The organism is Bosea sp. 124 (genome assembly GCF_003046175.1).
In the GTDB taxonomy this organism is placed as follows: Bacteria; Pseudomonadota; Alphaproteobacteria; order Rhizobiales; family Beijerinckiaceae; genus Allobosea.
In genome coordinates this window covers 1,485,159-1,509,785 of the sequence record NZ_PZZM01000001.1, presented here as the reverse complement: position 1 = coordinate 1,509,785, position 24,627 = coordinate 1,485,159, and the positions used below count along the sequence as shown (strand labels likewise).

Sequence of the window (24,627 nt, the reverse complement as noted above, 5' to 3'; positions counted from 1 at the left end):
CAATCTAGCTGCGCCATGGCGGTTTGCCTATGTCCCCGTCACAGAAAGACCCGAAGAGGCCGCAGGTTCCATGACGACCCCCCCAATGCAGACGCCGCCCCCGGCAGACCGGCGCACGGATCCGATCCGGCCGACCGACGATCAGGCGCGTGCGCTGGGCAAACAACTCCTGCGCGGCGCCCGCTTCGGCTCGCTCGCGACCCTGGGGCCGGACGGCCATCCTTCGGCCAGTCTGGTCAGCCTTGCCACCGATATCGACGGGACCCCGCTGATCCTCGTTTCGGCACTGTCGTCGCATACCGGCAACCTGAAGGCCGATCCGCGCTGCTCGCTCCTGCTGGCGCCGGGCGGCAAGGGCGATCCGCTGGCCCATGCGCGGATCACGCTCAAGCTGCGCGCCCGCCAGATCGAGCGCGCGAGCGAGGCCGGCGCCCGCATCCGCCGCCGCTTCCTGGCGCGCCAGCCCAAGGCCGCGCTCTATGCCGACTTCGGCGATTTCTGTTTTTTCGCGCTGGATCTCGAGGCGGCGAGCCTGAATGGCGGCTTCGGTCGCGCCTATGAGCTGACGCCCTCCGATCTGCTCAGCGACACTGTCGCCGCAAGCGCTCTCGCCGGGATGGAGGAGGGCGCGGTCGCCCATATGAACGAGGACCATGCCGATGCCGTCAGGCACTATGCCACGGCGCTGCTGGGGGCGGTCGACGGCGCCTGGCGCCTGACCGGGCTCGACCCCGACGGCGCCGACCTCGCCAGGGGCGACCAGGCGCTGCGACTGCCCTTCCCCGCGCCCGTCGCAACGCCAGGCGAACTCCGGAGCATTCTGGTCGAACTCGCGGCCGCGGCACGCAAGACGGGCTAGCCCACTGATTTACCAAGTTGATTCGATTCAATCGATTTAGGCGAGATTGTTCGTGCCGGGGTCTTCCCGATGCCTTGAGCCGGCGCCATCATGGCCTTAAGGGACGGTTATCGACGATACTTGGTTCATCCGCGCGGCCCCGGCTCGCGCGCATCTTGCAGATCAGGCGGTTGCGACATCCCACACCGCCTCGGGAGGTTCCTGTGAAAACCATCGGTCAGTTCAACGCCGCCCACGGGGCGGAGACGTTCGGCTTTCGCAATCTGAAGACCGTCTATTGGAACCTTGAGGCGGCGCGGCTCTACGAGGAATCGTTGGGGCGCGGCGAATCTCAACTCTCGCGGGGCGGCGCGATCACGGCCGACACCGGCACCCACACCGGCCGTTCGCCCAAGGACAAGTTCACTGTCCGCGATGCGCTGACCGAGACCTCGGTCTGGTGGGAAAACAACAACGCGATGACGCCGGCGCAGTTCGAGACGCTGCTGGCCGATTTCATCGCTCATGCCGAGGGCAAGGACCTTTTCGCGCAGGACCTCTATGGCGGCGCCGATCCGGCTCATCGCGTCAAGGCGCGCGTCTACACCGAGATGGCCTGGCATTCCCTCTTCATCCGCAACCTGCTGATCCGCCCGGCCGTCGAGGAGATCGCCGGCTATGCGCCCGAGATGACGATCGTCGACCTGCCGAGCTTCAAGGCCGATCCGGCCCGCCATGGCTGCCGCAGCGAGACCGTGATCGCGATCGACTTCACCCGCAAGATCGTGCTGATCGGCGGCTCTGCCTATGCCGGCGAGATGAAGAAGTCCGTCTTCACCTATCTCAACTTCGTCCTGCCGACGAAGGGCGTCGTGCCGATGCACTGCTCGGCCAATGTCGGCTCGCGCGACGATTCCGCGATCTTCTTCGGCCTCTCCGGCACCGGCAAGACCACACTCTCGGCCGATCCCGACCGCACCCTGATCGGCGACGACGAGCATGGCTGGTCGAAGGACGGCATCTTCAATTTCGAGGGCGGCTGCTACGCCAAGACGATCAAGCTCTCGGCTGAGGCCGAGCCGCAGATTCATGCCGCCTCGTTGCGCTTCGGCACGGTGCTCGAGAACATCGTGATGGATCCGATCTCGCGCGAGGTCGATTTCGACGACGGCAGCAAGACCGAGAACACGCGCTCGGCCTATCCGCTCGATTTCATCCCCAACGCCTCGCGCACCGGCCGCGCCGGCACCCCCAAGAACATCGTGATGCTGACGGCCGACGCCTTCGGCGTGATGCCGCCGATCGCCAAGTTGACCCCGGCCGAGGCGATGTATCACTTCCTCTCGGGTTACACCGCGAAGGTCGCCGGCACCGAGCGCGGCCTCGTCGGCGTCGAGCCCGAATTCTCGACCTGCTTCGGCTCGCCCTTCCTGCCGCGGCATCCGTCTGAATACGCCAACCTGCTGCGTGATTTCATCGCCAAACACCATGTCGATTGCTGGCTGGTGAACACCGGCTGGACCGGCGGCCAGTATGGCACCGGCCGGCGCATGCCGATCCGCGTCACGCGCCGCCTGCTGACGGCCGCCCTCGACGGTTCGCTCAACCGCGCCGATTTCCGCCGCGACCCCTATTTCGGCTTTGCGGTGCCGACCTCGGTGCCAGGCGTCGAGCCGCACATCCTCTATCCGGTCAAGACCTGGCAGGACAAGGCGGCCTTCGCCGAGACCGCCAAGAACCTGGTCGGCATGTTCGCCAAGAACTTCAAGCGCTTCGAGGACCATGTCGATGATGCGGTGAAGGCGGCGGCGCCGGTCAATTCGCTGGCGGCGTGATCGGCTTTCGGCGTCTTCAGATCGAGGCGCGGGCAACCCCTCTCTTGTGAGGGGGCAGGGGAGAGGTGTCGGCCGTTCGACCAATTGGGTCTCGCCTCCGGCCCAAGGCACCGATAAGGTCACGGCTGGAACTCAGACCTTCGGCCCCTCACCTTGCTCTCTCCCTTCCGGAGAGGGTTCCCCGCGCCAACTCTTCGAACGACAGGATGCTGACAGCGTGGCAATCCTGATCTTCGCCTTCCGTTTTGTCGCCACGCTCGTCCTCCTCGGCGCGACGGCCTGGGGCTCCGGCCTGCTGCTGTTTCGCCTGACTGGCATGACGGCGCAGGTCGCCGCGGTCGGCTTCGGCGTCGCCGGGCTCGCCGGCGTGATCGGGCTGTGGACCGGCGCGGCGCGACTGCCCCTCTCCTTCGCCGTGGTCTTCATCGGTTTGCTTGGCTGGTGGAGTGGCCTGATGCCCTCGCACCAGCGCGCATGGATTCCCGAACTCGCCCGCCTGCCCTCGATCGCCCGCGAGGGCGAGATGTTGACCGTCTCGAACCTGCGCAATTTCAACTGGCGCACCGAGAGCGACTATGACGAGCGCTGGGAGACGCGGCGCTACGATCTGACGAAGATCGAGGGCATAGACCTCTTCCTCTCCTACTGGTCGGGCGAGGCCATCGCCCATCTGCTCGTCAGCTTCCCCTTCGCCGATCAGCCGCCTTTGACCTTCTCGATCGAGGTACGCCGCGAGCAGGGCGAGGAATGGTCGGCGCTCGCGGGCTTCTTTCGCAGCTACGAGATGGCCTATGTCGCCGCACCCGAGCGCGACCTCGTCGGCCTGCGCAGCCATGCGCGCAAGGAGGATGTGCGGCTTTTCCGGATCGCGGCGACGCCGGCCCAGGCGCGCGACGTGCTGCTCGCCTATGTCGCCGACGTCAACGAGCTGGCGGCCCGGCCGCGCTGGTACAACACGCTCACGACCAACTGCACCACCGTGGTCTACACGCTGGTCGGCTCGGTCGCGCCGGCCTGGAAGTTCTCGCTGCCGCTCGATCCGCGGGTGCTGCTCTCGGGTCTCCTGCCGGGCTATCTCCAGCGCATCGGCGCCGTCAGGACCGACATTCCGCTCGACGAGCTGGTGCGCCGGGCCCGGATCGGCGAGAGGGCCAGGGCCGTGTCGCTCGACGACCCTGATTTCTCCGCGAAGATTCGCGAGGGCGTCCCGGCCGGGCGGCCGTGACGGGCCGTCCGGCGCCGCTCAGATCGCTGCGCCGTCGCTCACCGTATCGGCACCGAGCCCCAGTCTCACCGCCCGCACGATCTCGGCCTCGGCCGCCGCGCCGCGCCGGCGCGGGCGTGGCGCCGTGATGCGATGCTCGGCGATGATCTGACCCGGTGCCCCCGACAGGATCACCACCCGGTCGGCGAGATAGGCCGCCTCGTCGATATCGTGGGTGACGAACAGCACGGTCTTGCCGGTGCGCTGCCAGACCCGGATCAGCTCGTCCTGGAGATTCTCGCGCGTCAGCGCGTCGAGCGCCGAGAACGGCTCGTCCATCAGCAGGATCTCGGGATCGACCGCGAGCGCGCGCGCCAGCGAGACGCGCTGCCGCTGGCCGCCGGAGAGCTGGTGCGGCCAGCGCTGTGCTTGCGCTGCGAGGCCGACGAGATCGAGCATCTCCTGCGCTTTCGCCTGCCGGGCGGCACGCGGCGCCTGGCCCTCGAGGCCGAAGCCGACATTGGAGGCGACCTTGCGCCAGGGCAGCAGCCGCGAATCCTGGAAGACCAGCGCTACGGGGCGCCGCGTCGTGTCGGCGGCATGGATCGTGACCTCGCCGCCGCTCGGGCTGGCGAGCCCGGCGATGACGCGCAGCAGCGTCGACTTGCCGACGCCGGAGGGGCCGACGATGGCGAGGAACTCGCCGCGCGCCACCGAAAGGTCCAGCTTGCGCAGAACCTCCGTCGCTTCGCCGTCTCGGGTGAAGGTCAGCGACAAGCCCCTGATGTCGATCACGCTTTCCATCGCAGCACCCATTTCTGGAAGGCGACGAACAGCGTGTCGAGGAAGCCGTAGAGCCCCGCCATGGTCAGCATGTAGATCACCACGATATCGGTCGCGAGCAGGCTGGAAGCCTGCATCATGCGCTGACCGACGCCGGCCACGCCGAAGATCTCGGCCGCCACCACCGCCATCCAGGCCTGTCCCAGTGCCGTTCTGACGCCGACGAGGATGCCGGGCATCGCCGCCGGCAGCAGGATCTTGCTCAGTCGCTGCCAGGGCGAGCGGAAACCGAAGGCGTCCGCCACCTCGATCAGGTCGCGGTCGACGCCGCGGATCGCGCCCTGCGCCGCGAAGAAGACGATCCAGAACACGCCGATGGCGATGATGAACACCGCCGCCGACGGGTTCACGCCGAACCAGATGATCGCAAAGGGAACCCAGGCGAGGCCGGGGATCGGCCGCAGCACGCGCACGACCCAGGCCGTCGCCTCCTCGGCCGTCCGCGACATGCCGACGAGGACGCCGAGCGCCGCGCCGAGGAGCGAGCCGAGGATCAGCCCGGTGAAATAATGCCCGAGCGAGCCGAGGATCGCCGAGAGCCAGGCCCCCGACCTGACCTCGGCGGCGAAGGCGCGCGGCAGCGCGCTCGGTCCGGGCAGGAAAGCCGGGTTGACGATGCCGAAGAACGGGATCGCCTCCCACAGCAGCAGGAAGACGACGAGGCCGAGAAAGGCGAGGGCAGGAGCCCGGAGCGAGGTCAAGGTCAAGTCAATCAGCCCTCATCCTGAGGAGCCGCAAAGCGGCGTCTCGAAGGATGGTTCAGGACGCGCGGGAGGAGCCAAGCTGGAACATCCTTCGAGACGCGGCCCTGCGGGCCGCTCCTCAGGATGAGGGCTGTGGATCGGAGATCGACGGATTTCAGCCTGCAGCCTTGGCCGCACGCTCGTAGAACTGCGTCTCGAACAGGCCGTCGAAGGGCAGCTCCTTCTCCAGCGAGCCGAGCTTGACCTGATAGGCCTGCATCGCGCGGGACGGCTCGATGATCTTGCGCGGGTCGATCTCGAAGGTCGAGGCCGGCGAGACCAGCGCCTTGCGGATCAGCTCGGGGTCGACGATGCCCTTGCCGAGCGCGGCGCCGACATGGGGCGCGGCCTTGTCCGGATTCTTCGCGATCAGGTCGGCGGCCCGCACCAGGCTGTTGACCAGCTTCTGCACGGCCTCGGGATTCCTGGTGACGAAGGCTCCCGAACCGGCGACGACGGTGCCCGGCTGGCCGGGGAAGAGCTCCTGCCCGCCGGCAATCAGCTTGATGCCGGGATTGCGCGTCTGGACGATGGTCAGCGCCGGCTCTCGCACGATGCCGCCCTCGACGGCTCCCGCGAGCACGGCCTGCTGGGTCGCGTCGATGCCCATCGGCACCACTTCGATATCGCCCTTGTCGGCCTTTGCGACCTCCCAGAGCCAGTATTGCAGCACGGTGTTGGGCACCGAGCCGGCGGGCTGCGTCGCCAGCCGCGCGGCCTTGCCCGTCGCCGCCTTGTGCGCCTTGAAGGCGGCAGCCGGTGCTGTGCCCGGCGTGAAGAACTTGGCGAGCGCCGGCGCCGCGACGAAGACGTTCTCGGCGATGGCGGTTGCGGCGACGACGCGGACATCGACGCCGCGCGAGCGCGCCACCGCCAGCGGCGCGATGCCGGCGACGTAGAAGTCGATCGTGCCCGAGGCGAAGGCCTGGATCATGTTGGGGCCCGACTCGAAGACGGTGAAGGTCGGAGCGATGCCGGCCTCCTTCAGCCAGCCCTCGCCATGCGCGACGAAGACCGGAGCCGTGCCGATGATCGGAATATAGCCGATGCGGGCGGCAACGGGCGCCTGGGCCAGGGCCGGTGCGAAGGGCGCGGCGGCGAGCAGCGAAGACCCGGCAAGCAGGAACTGGCGGCGATCCATCGGTCAAATCCTGTGTCACGACGGCGCCGGAGAGGGCGCCCTTGACAGATTGAGAAAAGGATTTTCTATCTGAAAGCAAGTAGCGACGGTTAAAAAGATAATTATTCTTCAAATGCTGCATGAGCAGCATCAATCTTCTCTTCAAGGCGGATGTCAGAGAATGGACGCGATCGACCGGAAAATCCTTACGGTGCTGCAGGCGGATGCCAATATCTCGATCGCCGAACTGGCCGATCGTGTCGGGCTGTCGCAGACGCCGTGCTGGAAGCGGATCCAGAAGCTCGAGCAGTCGGGCGTCATCCTGAAGCGCGTCGCGCTGGTGGCGCCGGAGAAGATCGGACTGGGGCTGACGGTCTTCGTGCAGATCGAGACGGCCGACCATTCCGGGCCCTGGCTCGATAAGTTCGCGCAGATGGTCTCGTCGATGCCGGAGGTGATGGAGTTCTACCGCATGGCCGGCGATGTCGACTACATGCTGCGCGTCGTCGTCGCCGACATGGCGGCCTATGACACGTTCTACAAGAAGCTGATCGAGACGATCCCGCTCAAGAACGTCACCTCACGCTTCGCGATGGAGCGGATCAAGTCGACGACGGCCTATCGCGTGCCGGATCTGCCGAAGCCGTGAGACGTCGTCCCATCTGAGCCGGTCGGCCCGGCCGACATCGGGGATATCATGAGGCGCTGTCGTCCCGGACAAGCCGCCTCTGGCGGTGTCGATCCGGGACCCGCAAGCGAGCGGTGATGGTGCGTTTGCAAGTGCCCCTGCCGGCCCTCGTGACGAGAGCCGGCATGCGCTGTCGACGGATCAGGCGGCGACGGCCTCGATCACCGGCTTCTCCCACTCCTCGCCCCAGATCATCACGGCATGGCCAGGCGAGACCTCGCGGAACTGGCGGATCGGCGGGACGAAGTCCGGTGCGCGCACCGGGCTCTTGATCTCGTCGTTGGAGGGCGGGGTCTTCTCGTGGCGGCGCGTCGGATCGGCGATCGGCACCGCGGCCAGCAGGCGCTTGGTGTAGGGGTGCTGCGGATTGCCGAAGATCGCCTCGCGCGGACCGATTTCGACGATTTCGCCGAGATACATCACCGCGACGCGGTGGCTGACGCGCTCCACCACCGCCATGTCATGCGAGATGAAGAGATAGGCGAGCCCCATGCGGGCCTGCAGTTCCAGCATCAGGTTGACGACCTGCGCCTTGACCGAGACGTCGAGCGCCGAGACGGCTTCGTCCGCCACGATCAGCCGGGGCTCGACGGCGAGTGCGCGCGCAATGCAGATGCGCTGGCGCTGGCCGCCCGAGAACTCGTGCGGGAAGCGACTCGCCATGTCGGGCTGCAGGCCGACGCGGCGCAACAGTTCGGCGATCTGGTCGCGCGCCTGGGAGCGCGTCGCGAGCTTGTTGATCAGCAGCGGCTCGGCGATGGCCGCACCGACATTCATGCGCGGGTTCAGCGAGGCGAAGGGGTCCTGGAAGATCATCTGCATGCGCTTGCGCTGCTCGCGCAGGTCGTTCTGGTTGAGCTTGAGCACATCGACGCCGTCGAGCAGCACCGAGCCGGACAGCGGCTCGATCAGGCGCATCACCGAGCGGCCGGTCGTCGACTTGCCGCAGCCGGATTCGCCGACCAGCGCCAGCGTCTCGCCGGCCTGGACGCTGAAGGAGACGTTCTCGACCGCATGGACGCGGCCCTGCACCGAGCCGAGCAGGCCCGAGCGGATCTCGAAGCGGGTGGTCAGGTTGGAGACCTCGAGCACCGGCCGCTCGGCCGCCTTGACGGTGTCGGGCGTCTCGGTCGGCACGTCGGACTCGCCCGTCGCGCGGTCGACGACCGGGAAGCGCATCGGCCGCTTGCGGCCTTCCATCGAGCCGAGCTTCGGCACGGCCGAGAGCAGCGAGCGCGTATAGGGGTGCTGGGCGCGGGCGAAGATGTCCTCCGTCGCGCCCGTTTCCACAGCCTGGCCGTTATACATCACGACCGTGCGGTCGGCGATCTCGGCGACGACACCCATGTCGTGAGTGATAAAGAGCACCGACATGCCCTCTTCCTCCTGCAGCAGCTTGATAAGCTGCAGGATCTGCGCCTGGATCGTCACGTCGAGCGCCGTCGTCGGCTCGTCGGCGATCAGGAGCTTGGGCTTGCAGGCCAGCGCCATCGCGATCATCACGCGCTGGCGCATGCCGCCCGAGAAGCGGTGCGGATATTCGTGGAAGCGCGACTTCGCCGCCGGGATGCGGACCTTTTCCAGCAGGCGGACGGTCTCGGCCTCGGCCTCCGAACGCGACATGTTGCGATGCAGGATCAGCGCTTCCGCAATCTGGAAGCCGATGGTCAGCACCGGGTTCAGCGAGGTCATCGGCTCCTGGAAGATCATCGCGACGTCGTTGCCGCGAATCTTGCGCATCTGCGGCTCGGGCAGTGTCAGCAACTCCTGCCCGTTGAGCTTGATCGAGCCCTCGATCTTGCTCGAGCCGGGCGGTGTCAGGCGCATGATCGACAGCGCGGTCACGCTCTTGCCCGAACCGGACTCACCGACGACCGCGACTGTCTCCTTCGGCGCGATGTCGAAGGAGACATTGCGGACGACCTGCTTCCACGCCCCCTCGACCCGGAAGGAGGTGGTGAGGTTGCTGACGGACAGGATGGGTGTGGTCATGCGATTGCCTTCCGAGGGTTTGGGTCAGATGACTTCTTGCGTCAGATCACACGGCGCGGATCGAGCGCGTCGCGCAGTCCGTCGCCGATGAAATTGATCGAGAGCACGGTGAGGAAGATCGCGGCGCCCGGGAAGAGGGCCCAGTGCGGCGCGGAGTCGAGATGGTCCTTGGCGTCGAACAGCAGCCGGCCCCAGGTCGGGATGTCGGGCGGGAAGCCGAGGCCGAGGAAGGAGAGCGTCGATTCGGCGATGATGGCCGAGGAGACCTCGATCGTCGCCGCGACGATCACGGGGCCGATCGCGTTCGGCAGGATGTGATGCACCATCTGGCGGAATTTCGTCGCGCCCGACGCCTTGGCCGCCTCGACGAACTCCTTCTCGCGCAGCGAGAAGAACTGCGCCCTGACCAGCCTGGCCACCGGCATCCATTTCAACCCGCCGATGACGATGACGATCAGCACGAAGACGCCGCCTTCGACACCAAAGGCGGCCTTCAGCTGTTCCCGGAAGAAATAGATCACCAGCAGCAGCAGGGGCAGCTGCGGCAGCGACAGGAACAGGTCCGTCACCCACATCAGGAAGTTATCGATATAGCCGCGCGACATACCGGCGATCGCGCCGATGACGATGCCGAAGAAGGTCGCGACGAACATCGCCGCGAGGCCGACGGCGAGCGAGATCCGCCCGCCATAGATCATCCGCGCCAGCAGGTCCTGACCGAGATCGTCGGTGCCGAAGGGATGGTTCCAGGACGGGGTCTGGAGCTGCGCCGAGAAGTCGATGTCGTTGATCGCGACCGGCCAGAGCCAGGGCCCGACGACGACGCCGAGGATCAGCAAGGCGAGCACGAAGCTGCTCGCCATCGCCAGCTTGTGCCGGCGGAAACGCTTCCACGTCTCGCGTCCGGGCGAGGTCGCAGCGCTCGTCTGGGCAGGACCCGTCACGGGCTCAGCCGAAGGAGATGCGAGGGTCGAGCCAGCCATAAAGCAGATCCGCAATGAGATTGAACAGGACGACGAGGCAGGCGAAGACGAAGGTCACCGCCATGATGACCGGGGTGTCGTTGGCCAGGATCGCGTCGATGAGGAGCGAGCCGATCCCGGGAATCCGGAAAATCTGCTCGGTGACGATGGCACCGCCGAACACCGCCGGCATCTGCAGGGCGACCAGGGTAACGACCGGGATCAACGCGTTGCGCGTGATGTGGCGTAGCGTCACGGTCTTTTCGCCAAGGCCCTTGGCGCGCGCCGTGGTGACGTAGTCGAGGCGAATGACGTCGAGCACCGCCGAGCGCACATAGCGCGTGTAGGATGCCGCCTGGAACAGGCCGAGCACCGTGATCGGCATGATCGCCTGGCGGAACATCTCCCAGTACCAGCGCCAGCCGGTCGCCGCGATGTCGGAGCGATAGACGAAGGGGAACCAGTCGAGCCCGACCGAGAAGATCAGGATCAGCAGCAGGCCGGTGAAGAAGGTCGGCAGCGAGAAGCCGACGAAGGCCAGCGTGTTGGCGACCTGGTCGAAGATGGAATAAGGCCGCGTCGCGGCGAAGATGCCGACCGGCAGGGCGATGCAGAGCGCCAGGATCTGCGAGGAGCCGACGACGAACAGCGTCGTCGGGACGCGCTGCAGGATCAGCTTGTCGACATCGATGCGGCTCGCGAAGGAAAAGCCCCAGTCACCCTGCACCATGGCGGCGAGCCAGCGCAGATAGCGCACCATGATCGGATCATTCAGGCCGAAGCTGGCACGCAGCGCCTCGCGGACCTCCGGCGGGACGTTGGGATTGGTCGCCATCTCCGAAAACGGATCGCCCGGCGCCATGGCGAGCACGGTGAACAGGATCAGGCTGATACCGAGCAGACTCGGAATAGCGATCAGCAGTCGCCTCAGCAGGTAAGCGCCCATCAAACAGACTTCTTTCGAACGCGGACTCTAACCGCCACAAGCCGCAGAACACCGCCACCGGAACGGCGGCGGGTTTTGCGTCGTCAAAACGAAGAGGGAGCGGTGCCGCCCCGCGCGGCGCTGGGCCACGCGGAGCCGCCCGCTCCCCCGGATCTTAGCTGCGATACCAGCCAGCGATGTTCCAGGTATCGACGTCCCAGCCGCTGTGATCATGCGTGATGTTGTTGAGGGACGCGGCGACGCGTGTCCGCGACAGCAGCGGCAGGATCACATTGGCTTCGCAGAAGATCTCGTTGACCTTGATCAGCAGCGCGGCCCGCTTGGCAGGGTCGAGTTCCTTCTGGGCCGCCTGATAGGCTTCGTCGGCGGCCTTGTCGGTGTAGCGCGAGACGTTGCGGCCAAGCCACTTGTTCTCCTTGTTGGCGACCTCCCAGGACGTGAACTGGTTCAGGAAGCGCTCCGGATCGGGCTGCGGTTGCGTCGTCGTATACATCTCCATGTCGACATAGAGCTTGGTGTAGGTGTCGGGGTTCGCCACGTCCGAGGAGAAGAACACCGAGGCGGTGACCGACTTCAGCTCAAGGTCGATGCCGGCGCGCTGGCAGGCCTGCTTGATGATCGCCTGGGTCTTCTGGCGCGGGGCATTGATCGAGGTCTGGAAGACGTATTTCAGCTTCTTGCCGTCCTTCTCGCGGATGCCGTCAGCGCCCTTCTTGTAGCCGGCGTCGTCGAGGATCTTGTTCGCCTTGTCGATGTTGAACTCGTATTTCAACTTCGGCGACTTGAATTGCTTGGGCTCGTTGACGAAGCTCGCGGTCGCGATGCCGCCGCGGCCGTAGATGAACTTCTGCACCGAGTCACGGTCGATCAGCAGGTTGATCGCCTCGCGGACCTTCGGATCCGACAGCGTCGGATGCTTGGTCTTGGCGCTCGAGCGCTCGCCATCGACCTCGGTCCACGGATCGGTCGTGTTGAGGATGATGAACTCGATGTCGCCTGACACCACGGCGCTGATCTTGCCGCGGCCGCCGGTCTCCATGCGCTTGAGGACTTCGTCCTCGACCTGAAGGTTCCAGGCATAGTCGTATTCGCCGGTCTGCAACACGGCGCGCGCTGCCGACACCGCGTCACCGCCGCCCTTGCACTCGATCGTGTCGAAGAAGGGCTGGTTCTTGATGTGATAGTCGGCATTGCGCTCGCCGGTCAGGATGTCGCCCGGCTTGAAGTCGACGAACTTGTAGGGCCCGGTTCCCACCGGTTTCAGGTTGGCCGGAGCTTCGCGGGACTTGGCGCCCTTGTATTCGCCGAAATGATGCTTCGGCAGGATCTGGCCGGTGACGCCGACGAAGGCGTCGGCCCAGAACGGCGTCGGCTGTGGGAAGATCACCTTGATGGTGAGTTCGTCGACCTTCTCGACCTTGATGTCCTTGTAGGCGCCCGTCGTGTAGGCAGCCGTCGCCGGATCGGCGGCGTATTCCCAGGTGAAGACGGCGTCGTCGGCGGTGAGGGGCTTGCCGTCATGCCATTTGACGCCCGGCTTGATCTTCCAGATCACTTCCTTGCCGTCGGCGGAGAGACCGCCATTGGCCTTGGAGGGAATCTCGGCCGCCAGGCACGGCGTGAGCACGCCTTCCTTGTCCCAGCCGGCGAGCGGCTCGAAGAAGATGCGCGAGGCGATCTGGTCCTTGGTGCCGCTGGCGAAATGCGGGTTCAGCAGGGTCGGCGCCTGCCAGAGCAGCACCTTCAGCGGGCCGCCACCGCCGGCCTTGGTCGGCTTGTACTCATACTTGCTCTGCGCCATCGCGACGCCGTTGAAGGCCAGAAGCTGATTGGCGAATGGTGCAGCCAGGCCGATGGCCGCCGCCTTCTTGATGAAGGAGCGCCGCGACAGGGCGCCTTCCTTCACGCGGGCGATCAGATGGCCCAGTTCCTGGTCTTTCATGGGGATGTCTCCACTCATAAGCTCAATGCCGGTCGTCCGGCGCTTGCTGCGCCGTTTTCCCTCTCGGTCGCCCTCAGCAAGCCATGTGCCAACGAAAGCGTCAACTGTGCAGCGCAGAGCAAATGTGCGCCCATCGCAGGGCGGGCGGCCCGGCGTCTGGGGCAAATGAATGAATTTGTCTTCGACGGTCGAGAGTTCGCAATTTTATGCGGGTCAATCCGGAAAGACGACCGTTTTCTTTCCGTTGAGGACAACGCGATCCTCGAGATGGTGCAGCACGGCGCGCGCCAGTACCCGCCGCTCGATATCGCGGCCCTTGCGCACGAGATCGTCGGGCATGTCGCGATGCGAGATGCGCTCGACGTCCTGTTCGATGATCGGGCCCTCGTCGAGATCGGGCGTGACGTAATGCGCCGTGGCGCCGATCAGCTTCACGCCGCGCTCATGGGCCTGGTGATAGGGCTTGGCGCCCTTGAACCCCGGCAGGAAGGAGTGATGAATATTGATGCAGCGCCCGAGCAGCTTGGCCGAAAAGCCGTCTGACAGGATTTGCATGTAGCGCGCCAGCACGACGAGATCGGTCTTGGTCTCCTGCACCAGCCGCCAGATTTCCGCCTCCTGCTCCATCTTGGTCTGCCGCGTCACCGGAATATGGTGGAACGGCAGGTCGCCGAGATCGGTCGAGGCGATATGCTCGCGGCCATGGTTGGAGACGATCGCCGTCACCTCCATCGGCAATTCGCCGATGCGCCAGCGATAGAGAAGGTCGGTCAGGCAGTGGTCGAATTTCGAGACCAGCAGCATGACGCGCTTTTTTGTCGCGCGCTCGCGCAGCGTGAAGGCCATTCCGAAGCGCTGGGCGAGATCGCCGATCGAGGCCGCGATGGCGTCATGCGACCGGGCGTCGTCGAGCCGGGCGAAGACGACGCGCATGAAGAAGCGGCCGGTTTCGATGTCGTCGAACTGCTGCGCGTCGAGGATGTTGCAGCCGGCCTCGAACAGCAGCGTCGAGACGGCGGCAACGATCCCCGGACGATCGGGGCAGGACAGGGTCAGGATGGCGCTGCGGTCGGACATGGCTGACGCCGCCGGATCGGGCGGCCCTTCGCTTGAAACGGGTGGAAGACGGACGGCAAGGGAGAGGCGTGCGCGCGCCGCGCCGCTTTCAACCTCGTCCGGTCGAACCCTCGGTCGCGACGACCTGGCAGCCGAACTCCGCCACCGCGCCGGACAACCAGGACCAGAAGCTGCCGGCCATGCTGCGTGCCACCATCATCTCGAAGACTGCGCCCTCTGGGCCATCCTCGGCCCGCCAGAGATGCACGCCGATATGGCCGATGCTTGTCAAGGCCGCCATGCCGACCGGGAAGGCGGCCGGGTGGAGATCGAGCATGCAGCCCTTGGCCAGCGCCTCTCTCGCTTTCGGTCCGGAGAGGCGCAGCACGGCGCGTCCGGAACTCTGCTCGGCGACGGCGCCGAGACCCACCACCGCCTGCAGCGCGTCATCGAAACCATCGCGGTTTTCGGCCAGCAGCAGCCATTGGCCGGGTCCGGCCCACACGGCCGCATGCGTCGCGCTGTGCGAAATCGCCGGCTTCGTCGGCAGGTCGAGCCCGAAACGGGCTTTCACGGCCGCGGTCAGTGCGGCCGCGCCGGTCCCGGGCGCGATCAGGCTGGCGATACCGAGCCCGTCGCGCGCTGCGATCCGCACGCCGGGCGTGCCGGCCACGCCGAGATGACCGTCCTGCAGGATGCCGGCCCAGGCGCCGCGGGGTGTCCAGTTCGCTGGTGTCGCGGCGTCAGCCATGGAGGCGTGCTCCTTCCGGATCGAGGAAGACCGGATGGCAAATCTCGACCTCGATATCGCCATTGCGGACCGGATCGACGGCGCGGATGCGCTCGCCGATGCGGGCTGAGCCGTTCTTTAGCAGGCCGAGCCCCATCCAGTGCTTCAGATTCGGCGAATAGGCGACGGAGGTCATGTAGCCCTCGTCATTCTCCATCACGGCCGCCTTGCCGATCGCGATGAAATGCGCCCCGGCACGCAGCCGCTCGCCGCGGTTGACCGGGCGGAAGCCGACGAAGATCGGCCTCTCCGGCTCCACCAGCGCCGCGCGTTTCGCCATCAGCCGGCCGACATAGTCCTTCTTGGAGGATGCCATCTTGCTTAATCCCAGATCGCGCGCCGTGGTCTGGCCGTTGAGTTCGTTGCCGGCGACATGCCCCTTCTCGATCCGCATCACGCCGAGCGCCTCGGTCCCATAAGGGGTGATGCCGTGCGCTGCCCCGGCCGCCATCAGCGCCCGCATCATGGCGTCGCCATGATCGGCCGGGACGGCGAGCTCATAGGCGAGCTCGCCGGAAAACGAGATCCGGAACAGCCGTGCCGGAAGGCCGCCGCCGACCGTGACGGTGCGCGCCGCCAGATAGGGAAAGGCGTCGTTCGAGAGATCATGCTGCGGATCGACCACGCCTTGCAGGACCACGCGCGCCTTCGGCCCGGCAATCGAGGCCTGCGCCCACTGCTCGGAGACCGAGACCATCGCCACGTCGAGATCGGGCCAGAGCACCTGGTGGCAGAATTCGAGATGCTGCATCACCTTGCCGGCATTGGCCGTGGTGGTGGTCATCATGAAATGCGTCTCGCCGAGCCGCGAGGTGCTGCCATCGTCCATCACGAAGCCGTCCTCGCGCAACATCAGCCCGTAGCGGGCCTTGCCCACTGGCAGCGCCTTCCAGCGATTGGTGTAGACGCGCTCGAGGAACTCGGCCGCATCGGCCCCTTGGATGTCGATCTTGCCGAGCGTCGAGACGTCGCAGACGCCAACGCCGCCGCGCACCGCCAGGACCTCGCGGTTGACTGTCGTCAGCCAGTCGCTCTCGCCGAGCCTGGGATAATACTGCGCCCGTAGCCATTGCCCGGCCTCGACGAAGACGGCGCCCTGCTGCTTCGACCATTCATGCGTGGGGCTGAGCCGCACCGGTCGGAAATCCTTGGCGCGATGATGGCCCGCCAGCGCGCCGATCGCGACCGGCGTATAGGGCGGCCGGAAGATCGTCGTGCCGGTCTGCGGGATCGTCTTCCCCGTCTGCTCGGCCATGATGGCGAGACCGCTGAGGTTCGAGGTCTTGCCCTGGTCGGTCGCCATGCCGAGCGTGGTGTAGCGCTTGAGATGCTCGACCGGCTTGAAGCCCTCGCGCGCCGCGAGTTCGATATCCATATCGGTCACGTCGTTCTGGAAATCGACGAAGGCCTTGCCCTTCCCGCCGCTGACGCGCCAGACCGGCGAGAGCGCGACGCCCTCCGGATCTGTCTTCGGCGGCTGCGGCGCGGGTCTTGGCGCAAAGCCGCAATCCGTCGCGGCCTCGGCGCCGAGCCGCGCGCCATCCTCCAGCGCCTGCCGCAGCGTCAGTCGCCCGGCGGCACTGCCCGCGACCAAAAGCCCGGCCGGCAGCGCGTCCGGCACGAAGGCGTGGATGCCGGCATCCCAGACCGGCCGCGTGTTCTGATGCGAGGTCAGGTGCAGCGTCGGGTTCCAGCCGTTCGAGACGGCGAGCAGGTCGCAGGCGATGCTCTGTTCGCGCCCCGCGGCGTCCCGGACCGTGACGGATCTCAGCGCCCGGCCGCCCGAGGCACTGGCGACCACGCCGGTCAGCACCCGCGCGCCGATCTTGCCTGCGAGCAGGGTAAGTGCGGTATCGACCCCCGGGCGTGGGTCGACGATCGCGGCGACGGTTACGCCGGCCGCCGCGAGGTCGCGTGCCGTTGCCCAGCCATCGTCGCCGGTCGTGAACACCACGGCCTCGCGCCCGGGCTGGACGCCATAGCGGTTGAGATAGGTCCGCGCCGCGCCGGCCAGCATCACGCCGGGCGTATCGTTGCCGGCGAAGACGATCGGCCGCTCGATCGCGCCGGCGGCAAGGATCGCGCGCTTCGCGTTGATCCGCCAGGCGCGCTGGCGCGGCTGATGCGGTGGCGGCACCGGCAGATGGTCGGCGACGCGCTCGATCACGCCGTAGATGCCATGGTCGTAGACGCCATAGACCGTGCTGCGCGGCATGATCGTGACATCGGGCATGCCGGCAAGCTCGGCCAGCGCATCCGCGATCCATTCGCTGGCGGCACGCGCATCGATCTCGCGTTTTTCGGCCAGCAGCTTGCCGCCGAAGCGGAAATCCTCGTCGCAGAGGATGACGCGGGCGCCAGCCCGGCCCGCCGCGAGCGCAGCCGACAGCCCGGCCGGGCCGCCGCCGATCACCAGCAGGTCGCAGAAGGCGAAGGCCTTCTCGTAATGGTCGGGGTCCTCATGCCCGGCTGCGCGGCCGAGGCCTGCGGCGCGGCGGATCAGCGGCTCGTAGAGCTTTTCCCAGAATGCCGCTGGCCACATGAAGGTCTTGTAGTAGAAGCCGGCGACCAGCGTCGGCGCGACCAGCCCATTGACCGAGAGCAGGTCGAAGGCGAGCGAGGGCCAGCGGTTCTGGCTGCGCGCTTCGAGGCCATGATAGAGCTCGGCAACCGTCGCGCGGGTGTTCGGCTCGCGCCTCGCGCCGGCCCTGAGTTCGACCAGCGCATTCGGTTCCTCCGGCCCGGCCGAGAGGATACCGCGCGGGCGGTGATATTTGAACGATCGCCCGACCAGCCTGACGCCATTGGCGAGCAGCGCCGAGGCGAGCGTGTCGCCGGCATAGCCTTCGAAGCGCTTGCCGTCGAAACGGAAGGTCTGGGCCTGGGTCCGGTCGATCAGGCCACCGGCGGGGGTGCGGAAGGGTTGCGTGCTCATGCCGCCGCTCCTGACCTGACGGTGCTGGCGACCTCGACGGCCTCGATCGCGTGGCTGCGCGTGTCGCGCGTCACCACCAGCCAGGCGTGGCAGCCGGCGCCGTGATACCAGAGCTCGCGATGCCGCCCAGCCGGATTGTCGCGCTGGTAGACATAGTCGTGCATGGCGGCTTCCGTTGCGTCGAGCCCGTCGGGACGCTTCGGATTGGCGTCACCGAGATAGCTGAATTCCTGGGCGTCGCGGGCGCCGCAATGGGGGCAGGTGATGCGCATGGTTCAGTTGCCCCTGCGTTGAAAGCAGCGTGTGCCAACCACGTCATGCTCGCCCTTGTGGCGAGCATCCACGTTTTGAACACAGGTCTCGCCGAAGGAAGACGTGGATGGCCGGGGCAAGCCCGACCATGACGGGAGAGGAAGCGTAGGCATCATCCGCCTCAGTGCAGGTTCGGCTGGGCGCCGGCGCCCTTTTCGTCGATCACACGGCCGCTCGCGAAGCGGTCGAGCCGGTAGGCGGCGGCGACCGGGTGCGGTTCGTCCTTCGCGATCAGATGCGCGAAGCAGAAGCCGGACGCCGGTGTCGCCTTGAAGCCGCCATAGCACCAGCCGGCATTGAGATAGAGGCCCTGCACCGGCGTGTGGTCGATGATCGGCGAACCGTCCATCGACATGTCCATGACGCCGCCCCAGTGCCGCAGCATGCGGATGCGGCCGACGCCCGGCCACAGCGCCATCGCCGATTCCATCACATCCTCGATCACCGGCAGGTTGCCGCGCTGGGCGTAGGAATTGTAGCCGTCGATATCGCCGCCGAAGACCAGCCCGCCCTTGTCCGACTGGCTGACATAGAAATGGCCGGCGCCATAGGTGACGACGGTGTCGATCAAGGGCTTCACGCCTTCCGAGACGAAGGCCTGCAGCACATGGGTCTCGATCGGCAGCCGCAACCCCGCCATCGACGCGACCCGCGAGGAGTTTCCGGCGACCGCGAGCGCCACCTTCTTCGCCCGGATCGGCCCGCGCGTGGTCTCGACCCCGGTGACCCGGCCGTTATCGAGCGTCAGGCCCGTGACCTCGCAGTTCTGGACGATGTCGACGCCGTTGCGGTCGCCGGCATGGGCGTAGCCCCAGGCGACGGCATCGTGCCGCGCCGTGCCGCCGCGCTTCTGGAGCAGGCCGCCCTGGATCGGGAAGCGCGCATTGTCGTAGTCCAGGAAGGGCACCATAGCGCGCACCTGCTCGCGCTCGAGCAGATCGGCATCGACGCCGGCGAGTCGCATGGCGTTGCCGCGCCTGGCATAGGCGTCGCGCTGCGCGTCGGAATGGTAGAGATTCAGGACACCGCGCTGGCTGACCATGGCGTTGTAGTTGAGGTCCTGCTCCAGCCCCTCCCAGAGCTTCATCGAGAGCTCGTAGAACGGCGTATTGCCCGGCAGCAGATAGTTCGAGCGAATGATCGTGGTGTTCCGCCCGACATTGCCCGAGCCGATATGGCCCTTCTCGATCACCGCGATGTTGCGGATGCCGTGCCGGCTCGCGAGGTAATAGGCGGTCGCCAGCCCGTGCCCGCCGCCGCCGATCACCAGCACGTCGTATTCGGGTTTCGGCGCGGCGTCGCGCCAGGTCGGCTGCCAGCCCTTGTGGCCCTTGAGCGTCTGGGCGAGCAGCGAGAAGACGGAGTAGCGCATCGGGGGTCCGGTTCCGGATCGGGAAAGCGTCAACGGCCTTGTCACCGGCAGATTGGCCGACATAGGCTGCCGGACATGACCTTGCGCGACAAGAGCTTGCCTGCTGGCGACAAGGATGGCGAAGGAAGGCCGGCCCATGTCGGCTTCCTGCTGATTCCTGACTTCGCGCTCCTGGCCTATGCCTCCGCGGTCGAGCCGCTGCGCGCCGCCAACCGGCTCTCCGGCCGCGATCTCTATCACTGGAGCCATGTCTCGATCGACGGTGGGCCGGCGACCGCCTCGAACGGGGTCAGCATCCGCGCCGATCACGCGGTCGGGACCGAGACCCGCCTCGACTACGTCATCGTCTGCGCGGGCGGCAATCCGGCGATCTTCCAGCATCCCCAGACCTTCGCCTGGCTCAGGCATCTGGCGCGGCACCGGGTCAGGCTCGGCGGCGTCTCCGGCGGGCCCTATATCCTCGCGCGGGCCAATGTGCTCGACGGTTACCGCTTCACGATCCACTGGGAGCATGCGCCGGCTTTCCTGGAGGATTATCCGGATCTCGACCTGCGGCGCTCGCTCTACGAGATCGACCGGGACCGCCTGACCTCGAGCGGCGGCACGGCGCCGCTCGACATGATGCATGCGGTCATCGCCCGCGAGCACGGCAGCGAACTCGCCCTCGCGGTCAGCGAATGGTTCCTGCAGACCCACGTCCGCGAGGGGGCGGGGCCGCAGCGCATGCCGCTGCGCGAACGGCTGGGCATCAGCCATGCGCCCCTGCTGCGCGTCGTCGGCCGCATGGAGCAGAGCCTGGAGAACCCGATCTCGCGCGAGGAGCTGGCGCGCACGGCCAATGTCTCGCTGCGCCAGCTGGAGCGCCTGTTCCGTCACCATCTCGGCCGCTCGCTCGGCGAACACTATCTCGGCTTGCGGCTCGACAGGGCCCGCGACCTGCTGCGCCAGACCTCGCTTTCGGTGCTGGAGACCGCGCTTGCCTGCGGCTTTGCCAGCGCCAGCCATTTCTCGCGCGGCTATCGCCGCCGCTTCGGGCATCCTCCCCGCGCCGAACGCGAGAAACCCGTGCGCTGAAGCAGCTTGGAGCCGCCGCCGGGCCGGTGGGCATTCCCCGTCGAAGGCCGTGGTCCGCCTTGACTTGCTGACTCGAAAAATGGAATGGTTGTTCCATAAAGAATAAAAATCAAAGAAACATGCCGTTTACGCTCTGGGAGAAGCGCGTCAGGTGTCTGAACCTACATCCGCCAGCCGGGCTCTTGCCGGCCAGATCGCCATCGTCACCGGCGCGGGCCAGGGGCTCGGAGAGGCCGTGGCGCGCGAGCTTGCGGCGCGCGGCGTCGCCGGCTTGCTGCTGACCGGGCGCAGCCGCGAGCGCGGCGAGGCAGTTGCCGCGAGTCTGAAGGGCGAGGGCTGCGATGCCCGCTTCCACGCCGTCGATCTGTCCGATCTTACCGCCGTCAGGACGGTGGTGCCTGCGGCCGAGCGCGCCTTCGGCCGCCTTGATATCCTCGTCAATGCGGCTGGCGACACCGATCGTGGCACCGTCTTCGACACCACGCCGGAGCTCTACGAGCGCATCATGGCGGTCAATCTGCGCGCGCCCTTCTTCCTCATCCAGGATGCGGCCGAGCTGATGCGCCGCAAGGGGATAGCCGGCGCCATCGTCAATATCCAGTCGATGTCGGCCCATGGCGGGCAGCCCTTCCTTTCGGCCTACAGTGTCTCCAAGGGAGCGCTGGCGACGCTGACCCGCAATGCCGCCTATGGCCTGCTGGCGCACAGGATTCGCGTCAACGGCCTCAACATCGGCTGGATGTCGACGCCGGGCGAGGATGCGATCATGCGCAAGCGCCATGGCGCCCAGGATGGCTGGCTCGACGCGGCTGCCGCCTCGCAGCCCTTCGGGCGCCTGCTCGATCCGCGCGAGGTCGCGCGCGCCGTCGCCTATCTGGCGTCGGCCGAATCCGGGCTTATGACCGGCTCCAACATCGATTTCGACCAGACGATTCTGGGCGCGCACGACTGACACGACGGCCTGCGAGACTGCGGCCCAGAGGACGATCCACGAGATGACGACGGGACAGACGAGAATGCGGGTGGGATTGCTGGGGGCGGGGCGGATCGGCCGCATTCATGGGCTGAACGTCGTGGCGCGCGCCGATGCGCAACTCGTCGCGGTCGCCGATGCGATGCAGGACGCCGCCGCCTCGCTCGCTGCGGCCAGCGGCGCGAAGGCGACGAGCCCCGAGGCCATCCTGTCGGATACCAGCATCGATGCCGTGCTGATCTGCACGCCGACAGACACCCATGCCGATCTGATCGAGGCCGCGGTTTCGGCCGGCAAGGCCGTCTTCTGCGAAAAGCCGGTCGATCTCGACGCGGCCCGCATTCGCCGCTGCCTTGAGACGGTGGAAAAGTCCGGTAAGCCGCTGATGATCGGCTTCAATCGCCGCTTCGATCCGAATTTCGCGGCGCTCGAAAGCCGGCTGCGCGCCGGTGAGGCCGGGGCCATCGAGATCGTCAGCGTGATCTCGCGCGATCCGTCGCCGCCGCCGGTCGACTATGTGAAACGCTCCGGCGGGCTCTTCCGCGACATGATGATCCACGACTTCGACATGGCCCGCTTCCTCCTCGCCGAGGAGCCGGTCGAGGTCTTCGCGCTCGGCTCGGCCCTGGTCGATCCCGCGATCGGGCAGGCCGGCGACGTCGACACCGCCGCCGTGTTGATGAAGACGGCCTCGGGCAAGATCGCGCAGATCTCCAATTCCCGCCGCGCCACCTATGGCTACGACCAGCGCATCGAGGTTCACGGCTCCAGGGGCATGCTGCGCGCCGGCAATATCCACGAGACCACGGTCGAGAGTGCGACAGGGCAGGGCTTCCGGGCCGATCCCGTGCAGAACTTCTTCCTCGAACGCTACGCCGCTGCCTATCGTGCCGAACTCGACGCCTTCTTCACCGCCTGCAAGGGCGGCAAGGCGCCGGCACCGTCGGGCCTTGACGGGCTCAGGGCGCAAATCCTCGCGGACGCCGCGACGGAATCGGCCAGGACCGGCAAGCCGGTCGCCGTTTCGCTGACGGAGGCTTGAGCATGACGCAGGCAGCGATGACATCCGCGGAACTCGAACTGCGCCATTACGCGGTGCTCGGCCTGGTCAGCGAGGCCAGCCGCATGGCGCTCGACTATTTCAACCGGAGCGACAGCCTCGGCATCACCATGAAGGGTGCGCAGGACTGGCTGACCGTTGCCGACGGCGCGGTCGAGGATTTCCTGCGCCAGCGCCTCGCCGTGCTGTTTCCCTCCGACGCGATCATCGGCGAGGAGGGCGGGGGAGAGGCCTCGGACGCGGTGTGGATCATCGACCCTATCGACGGCACCTCGAATTTCGCGCGCGGTGACCGCAACTGGTGCATCTCGATCGGCTTCCTCGTGAACCGAGTGCCCGAGATCGGCATCATCGCCGCGCCGGCTATGGAAGAAGTCTACTGCGCGCGGCGCGGGCAGGGCGCGACCATGAACGGCCGGCCGATCAAGGTCTCGGGCGCGACCGACATCACCCGTGCCTATGTCGAGCTGGGCTGGTCGACCCGGGTCCCGGCGGCCAATTATCTCGCGGTGATCGAGCGCGGCTACACCGCCGGCGCCTCGATGAAGCGCTCGGGCTCCGGGGCGCTCGGCATCTGCCACGTCGCCATCGGCCGCAGCGAAGCCTATGCCGAGCTCCATATCAACGCCTGGGACGTTGCGGCGGGCCTCGTCATCGCCCGGGAAGCGGGTGCGGCGGTCAATGATTTCTTTGCCGGCGAAGGCATTGCGAAAGGCAATCCCGTGCTGTGCTGCACGCCGGGGCTGGCGAAGGATCTCGCGACGATCACCGGCATCGTTAGCCAGCGCGATATGCGTTGATCTTTCGGCGAAAGTCGTCTCAGTTTCATAGCAATCACAGAAGAACGAACGTTCTCATCAGGGAGGTTACGATGCACACCAGTTCCAGGCTCAAGGCGAGCCTCTTCGCCGTAGCGGCTGCCGCCGCCACCGCCTTCTCCACGGCCCCCGCCAGCGCCCAGGGTTCGCTGGTGATGTATTGCGGCGTCCAGGAGGAGTGGTGCCGGGCGATGTCCGGGGCCTTCGAGAAGGAGACCGGCATCAAGGTCGCGATGACGCGGAAATCCGCTGGCGAAATCTATGCCCAGCTCAAGGCCGAGTCCTCCAACCCGCGCGGCGACATCTGGTGGGGTGGCACCGGCGATCCGCATCTCCAGGCGGCAGAGGAGGGGCTCACCCAAGAGTACACCTCGCCCGTCAACAAGGACCTGCATGACTGGGCGCTGAACCAGTGGAACGCCGCCAAGCAGCGCTCGATCGGCATCTATGCCGGCGCGCTCGGCTTCGGCTTCAATACCGAGCAGATCAAGTCGAAGGGTATCCCCGAGCCGAAATGCTGGGCCGACCTGCTCAACGCCAAGCTCAAGGACGACGTTCAGGTCGCCGACCCGAATTCTTCCGGCACGTCCTACAACCTGCTCGCCACCGTCATCCAGCTGATGGGTGAGGACAAGGGCTTCGAATATCTCAAGGCTCTGCACAAGAACGTCAGCCAGTACACCAAGTCGGGCGCCGCGCCCGCCAAGGCCGCAAGCCTCGGTGAAACCGCGGTCGGCATCGTCTTCATCCATGACGCGGTCGTCTTCGCCGTGCAGGGCGACCCGATCAAGCCGGTCGCGCCCTGCGAGGGCACGGGCTACGAGATCGGCTCGATGTCGATCGTCAAGGGCGCGCGCAATCTCGACAACGCCAAGAAGTTCTACGATTGGGCCCTGACCCCGGCCGCCCAGGCGCTCGCCGCCCCGGCCAAGTCCTATCAGGTGCCGTCGAACAAGAGCTCCTCCGTGCCGCCGCAGTCGCCCAAGATGAGCGAGATGAAGCTCATCAACTACGACTTCGTGAAATACGGCTCCTCGGCCGAGCGCACCCGCCTGCTCGCCAAATGGGACAAGGAAGTGAAGGCGCTGCCGAAGTAAGCCGCAGCTCAGGCCAGGGAAACGCAA

Annotated in this window: 21 protein-coding genes; 9 read left to right on the top strand and 12 right to left on the bottom strand. The window is 66.7% G+C overall.

Going from position 1 to position 24,627, the window contains the following annotated elements; translation table 11 throughout:
- Positions 1 to 70 precede the first annotated feature (70 nt).
- From C8D03_RS07085 to C8D03_RS07075, 3 genes are all read left to right on the top strand, one after another.
- Positions 71 to 859: a HugZ family pyridoxamine 5'-phosphate oxidase gene (locus C8D03_RS07085; RefSeq protein WP_248308380.1), complete on the top strand. Its 789-nt coding sequence runs from the start codon at positions 71 to 73 to the stop codon at positions 857 to 859.
- Positions 860 to 1,062: 203 nt separating this feature from the next.
- On the top strand, positions 1,063 to 2,673 hold the full coding sequence (locus tag C8D03_RS07080; RefSeq protein WP_108045636.1) for a phosphoenolpyruvate carboxykinase: 1,611 nt from the start codon (positions 1,063 to 1,065) through the stop codon (positions 2,671 to 2,673).
- 217 nt (positions 2,674 to 2,890) lie between these two features.
- On the top strand, positions 2,891 to 3,898 hold the full coding sequence (locus tag C8D03_RS07075) for an Lnb N-terminal periplasmic domain-containing protein (protein ID WP_108045635.1): 1,008 nt from the start codon (positions 2,891 to 2,893) through the stop codon (positions 3,896 to 3,898).
- An 18-nt stretch (positions 3,899 to 3,916) separates the two neighbouring features.
- On the opposite strand, the gene C8D03_RS07070 is transcribed toward C8D03_RS07075, so the two are convergent.
- From C8D03_RS07070 to C8D03_RS07060, 3 genes are all read right to left on the bottom strand, one after another.
- Positions 3,917 to 4,681, bottom strand: coding sequence for an ABC transporter ATP-binding protein (locus C8D03_RS07070; RefSeq protein ID WP_181300750.1), 765 nt, complete (start codon positions 4,679 to 4,681; stop codon positions 3,917 to 3,919).
- Complete coding sequence (locus C8D03_RS07065; protein ID WP_108051307.1) at positions 4,669 to 5,421, bottom strand: ABC transporter permease; 753 nt, start codon at positions 5,419 to 5,421, stop codon at positions 4,669 to 4,671. Before C8D03_RS07065 ends, C8D03_RS07070 begins: the two co-directional genes overlap by 13 nt.
- A gap of 157 nt (positions 5,422 to 5,578) precedes the next feature.
- Complete coding sequence (locus tag C8D03_RS07060) at positions 5,579 to 6,604, bottom strand: ABC transporter substrate-binding protein (RefSeq protein WP_108045633.1); 1,026 nt, start codon at positions 6,602 to 6,604, stop codon at positions 5,579 to 5,581.
- Between the two features lie 112 nt (positions 6,605 to 6,716).
- Here C8D03_RS07060 and C8D03_RS07055 point away from each other — a divergent pair, with 112 nt between their 5' ends.
- Complete coding sequence (locus tag C8D03_RS07055; protein ID WP_108045632.1) at positions 6,717 to 7,232, top strand: Lrp/AsnC family transcriptional regulator; 516 nt, start codon at positions 6,717 to 6,719, stop codon at positions 7,230 to 7,232.
- Between the two features lie 180 nt (positions 7,233 to 7,412).
- On the opposite strand, the gene C8D03_RS07050 is transcribed toward C8D03_RS07055, so the two are convergent.
- From C8D03_RS07050 to C8D03_RS07010, 9 genes are all read right to left on the bottom strand, one after another.
- On the bottom strand, positions 7,413 to 9,263 hold the full coding sequence (locus tag C8D03_RS07050; RefSeq protein WP_108045631.1) for an ABC transporter ATP-binding protein: 1,851 nt from the start codon (positions 9,261 to 9,263) through the stop codon (positions 7,413 to 7,415).
- 41 nt (positions 9,264 to 9,304) lie between these two features.
- Positions 9,305 to 10,246, bottom strand: coding sequence for an ABC transporter permease (locus C8D03_RS07045; RefSeq protein WP_108045630.1), 942 nt, complete (start codon positions 10,244 to 10,246; stop codon positions 9,305 to 9,307).
- A complete protein-coding gene (locus tag C8D03_RS07040; protein ID WP_108045629.1) occupies positions 10,212 to 11,171 on the bottom strand; it encodes an ABC transporter permease in 960 nt (319 codons plus the stop codon). Before C8D03_RS07040 ends, C8D03_RS07045 begins: the two co-directional genes overlap by 35 nt.
- Positions 11,172 to 11,325: 154 nt before the next feature.
- On the bottom strand, positions 11,326 to 13,113 hold the full coding sequence (locus C8D03_RS07035; protein WP_108045628.1) for a peptide ABC transporter substrate-binding protein: 1,788 nt from the start codon (positions 13,111 to 13,113) through the stop codon (positions 11,326 to 11,328).
- Between the two features lie 213 nt (positions 13,114 to 13,326).
- Entirely contained in the window at positions 13,327 to 14,190 is an 864-nt protein-coding gene (gene purU / locus C8D03_RS07030) for a formyltetrahydrofolate deformylase (RefSeq protein WP_108045627.1), read from the bottom strand.
- An 88-nt stretch (positions 14,191 to 14,278) separates the two neighbouring features.
- A complete protein-coding gene (locus tag C8D03_RS07025; RefSeq protein WP_181300746.1) occupies positions 14,279 to 14,920 on the bottom strand; it encodes a sarcosine oxidase subunit gamma in 642 nt (213 codons plus the stop codon).
- The gene (locus C8D03_RS07020; RefSeq protein ID WP_108045625.1) at positions 14,913 to 17,894 is read right to left on the bottom strand and encodes a sarcosine oxidase subunit alpha family protein; all 2,982 of its coding nucleotides are present in this window, start codon (positions 17,892 to 17,894) and stop codon (positions 14,913 to 14,915) included. Before C8D03_RS07020 ends, C8D03_RS07025 begins: the two co-directional genes overlap by 8 nt.
- Positions 17,891 to 18,166, bottom strand: coding sequence for a sarcosine oxidase subunit delta (locus C8D03_RS07015; protein ID WP_108045624.1), 276 nt, complete (start codon positions 18,164 to 18,166; stop codon positions 17,891 to 17,893). Before C8D03_RS07015 ends, C8D03_RS07020 begins: the two co-directional genes overlap by 4 nt.
- A 161-nt stretch (positions 18,167 to 18,327) precedes the next feature.
- Positions 18,328 to 19,578 carry a sarcosine oxidase subunit beta family protein gene (locus C8D03_RS07010; RefSeq protein WP_108045623.1) on the bottom strand — a complete coding sequence of 417 codons (1,251 nt, stop codon included), beginning with the start codon at positions 19,576 to 19,578 and terminating at the stop codon, positions 18,328 to 18,330.
- Positions 19,579 to 19,653: 75 nt separating this feature from the next.
- On the opposite strand from C8D03_RS07010, the gene C8D03_RS07005 reads away from it, so the two are divergent.
- From C8D03_RS07005 to C8D03_RS06985, 5 genes are all read left to right on the top strand, one after another.
- Positions 19,654 to 20,652, top strand: coding sequence for a GlxA family transcriptional regulator (locus C8D03_RS07005; RefSeq protein WP_108045622.1), 999 nt, complete (start codon positions 19,654 to 19,656; stop codon positions 20,650 to 20,652).
- Between the two features lie 151 nt (positions 20,653 to 20,803).
- Positions 20,804 to 21,604, top strand: a complete 801-nt coding sequence (locus C8D03_RS07000) for an SDR family oxidoreductase (RefSeq protein ID WP_108045621.1) — start codon at positions 20,804 to 20,806, stop codon at positions 21,602 to 21,604.
- 43 nt (positions 21,605 to 21,647) lie between these two features.
- A complete protein-coding gene (iolG, locus tag C8D03_RS06995; protein WP_248308379.1) occupies positions 21,648 to 22,667 on the top strand; it encodes an inositol 2-dehydrogenase in 1,020 nt (339 codons plus the stop codon).
- A 2-nt stretch (positions 22,668 to 22,669) separates the two neighbouring features.
- Positions 22,670 to 23,485 (top strand): inositol monophosphatase family protein, encoded by an 816-nt coding sequence (locus C8D03_RS06990; RefSeq protein ID WP_108045619.1) that lies wholly within the window; start codon positions 22,670 to 22,672, stop codon positions 23,483 to 23,485.
- A gap of 71 nt (positions 23,486 to 23,556) precedes the next feature.
- Positions 23,557 to 24,600 carry an ABC transporter substrate-binding protein gene (locus tag C8D03_RS06985; protein WP_181300744.1) on the top strand — a complete coding sequence of 348 codons (1,044 nt, stop codon included), beginning with the start codon at positions 23,557 to 23,559 and terminating at the stop codon, positions 24,598 to 24,600.
- The last annotated feature ends 27 nt before the right edge of the window (positions 24,601 to 24,627 follow it).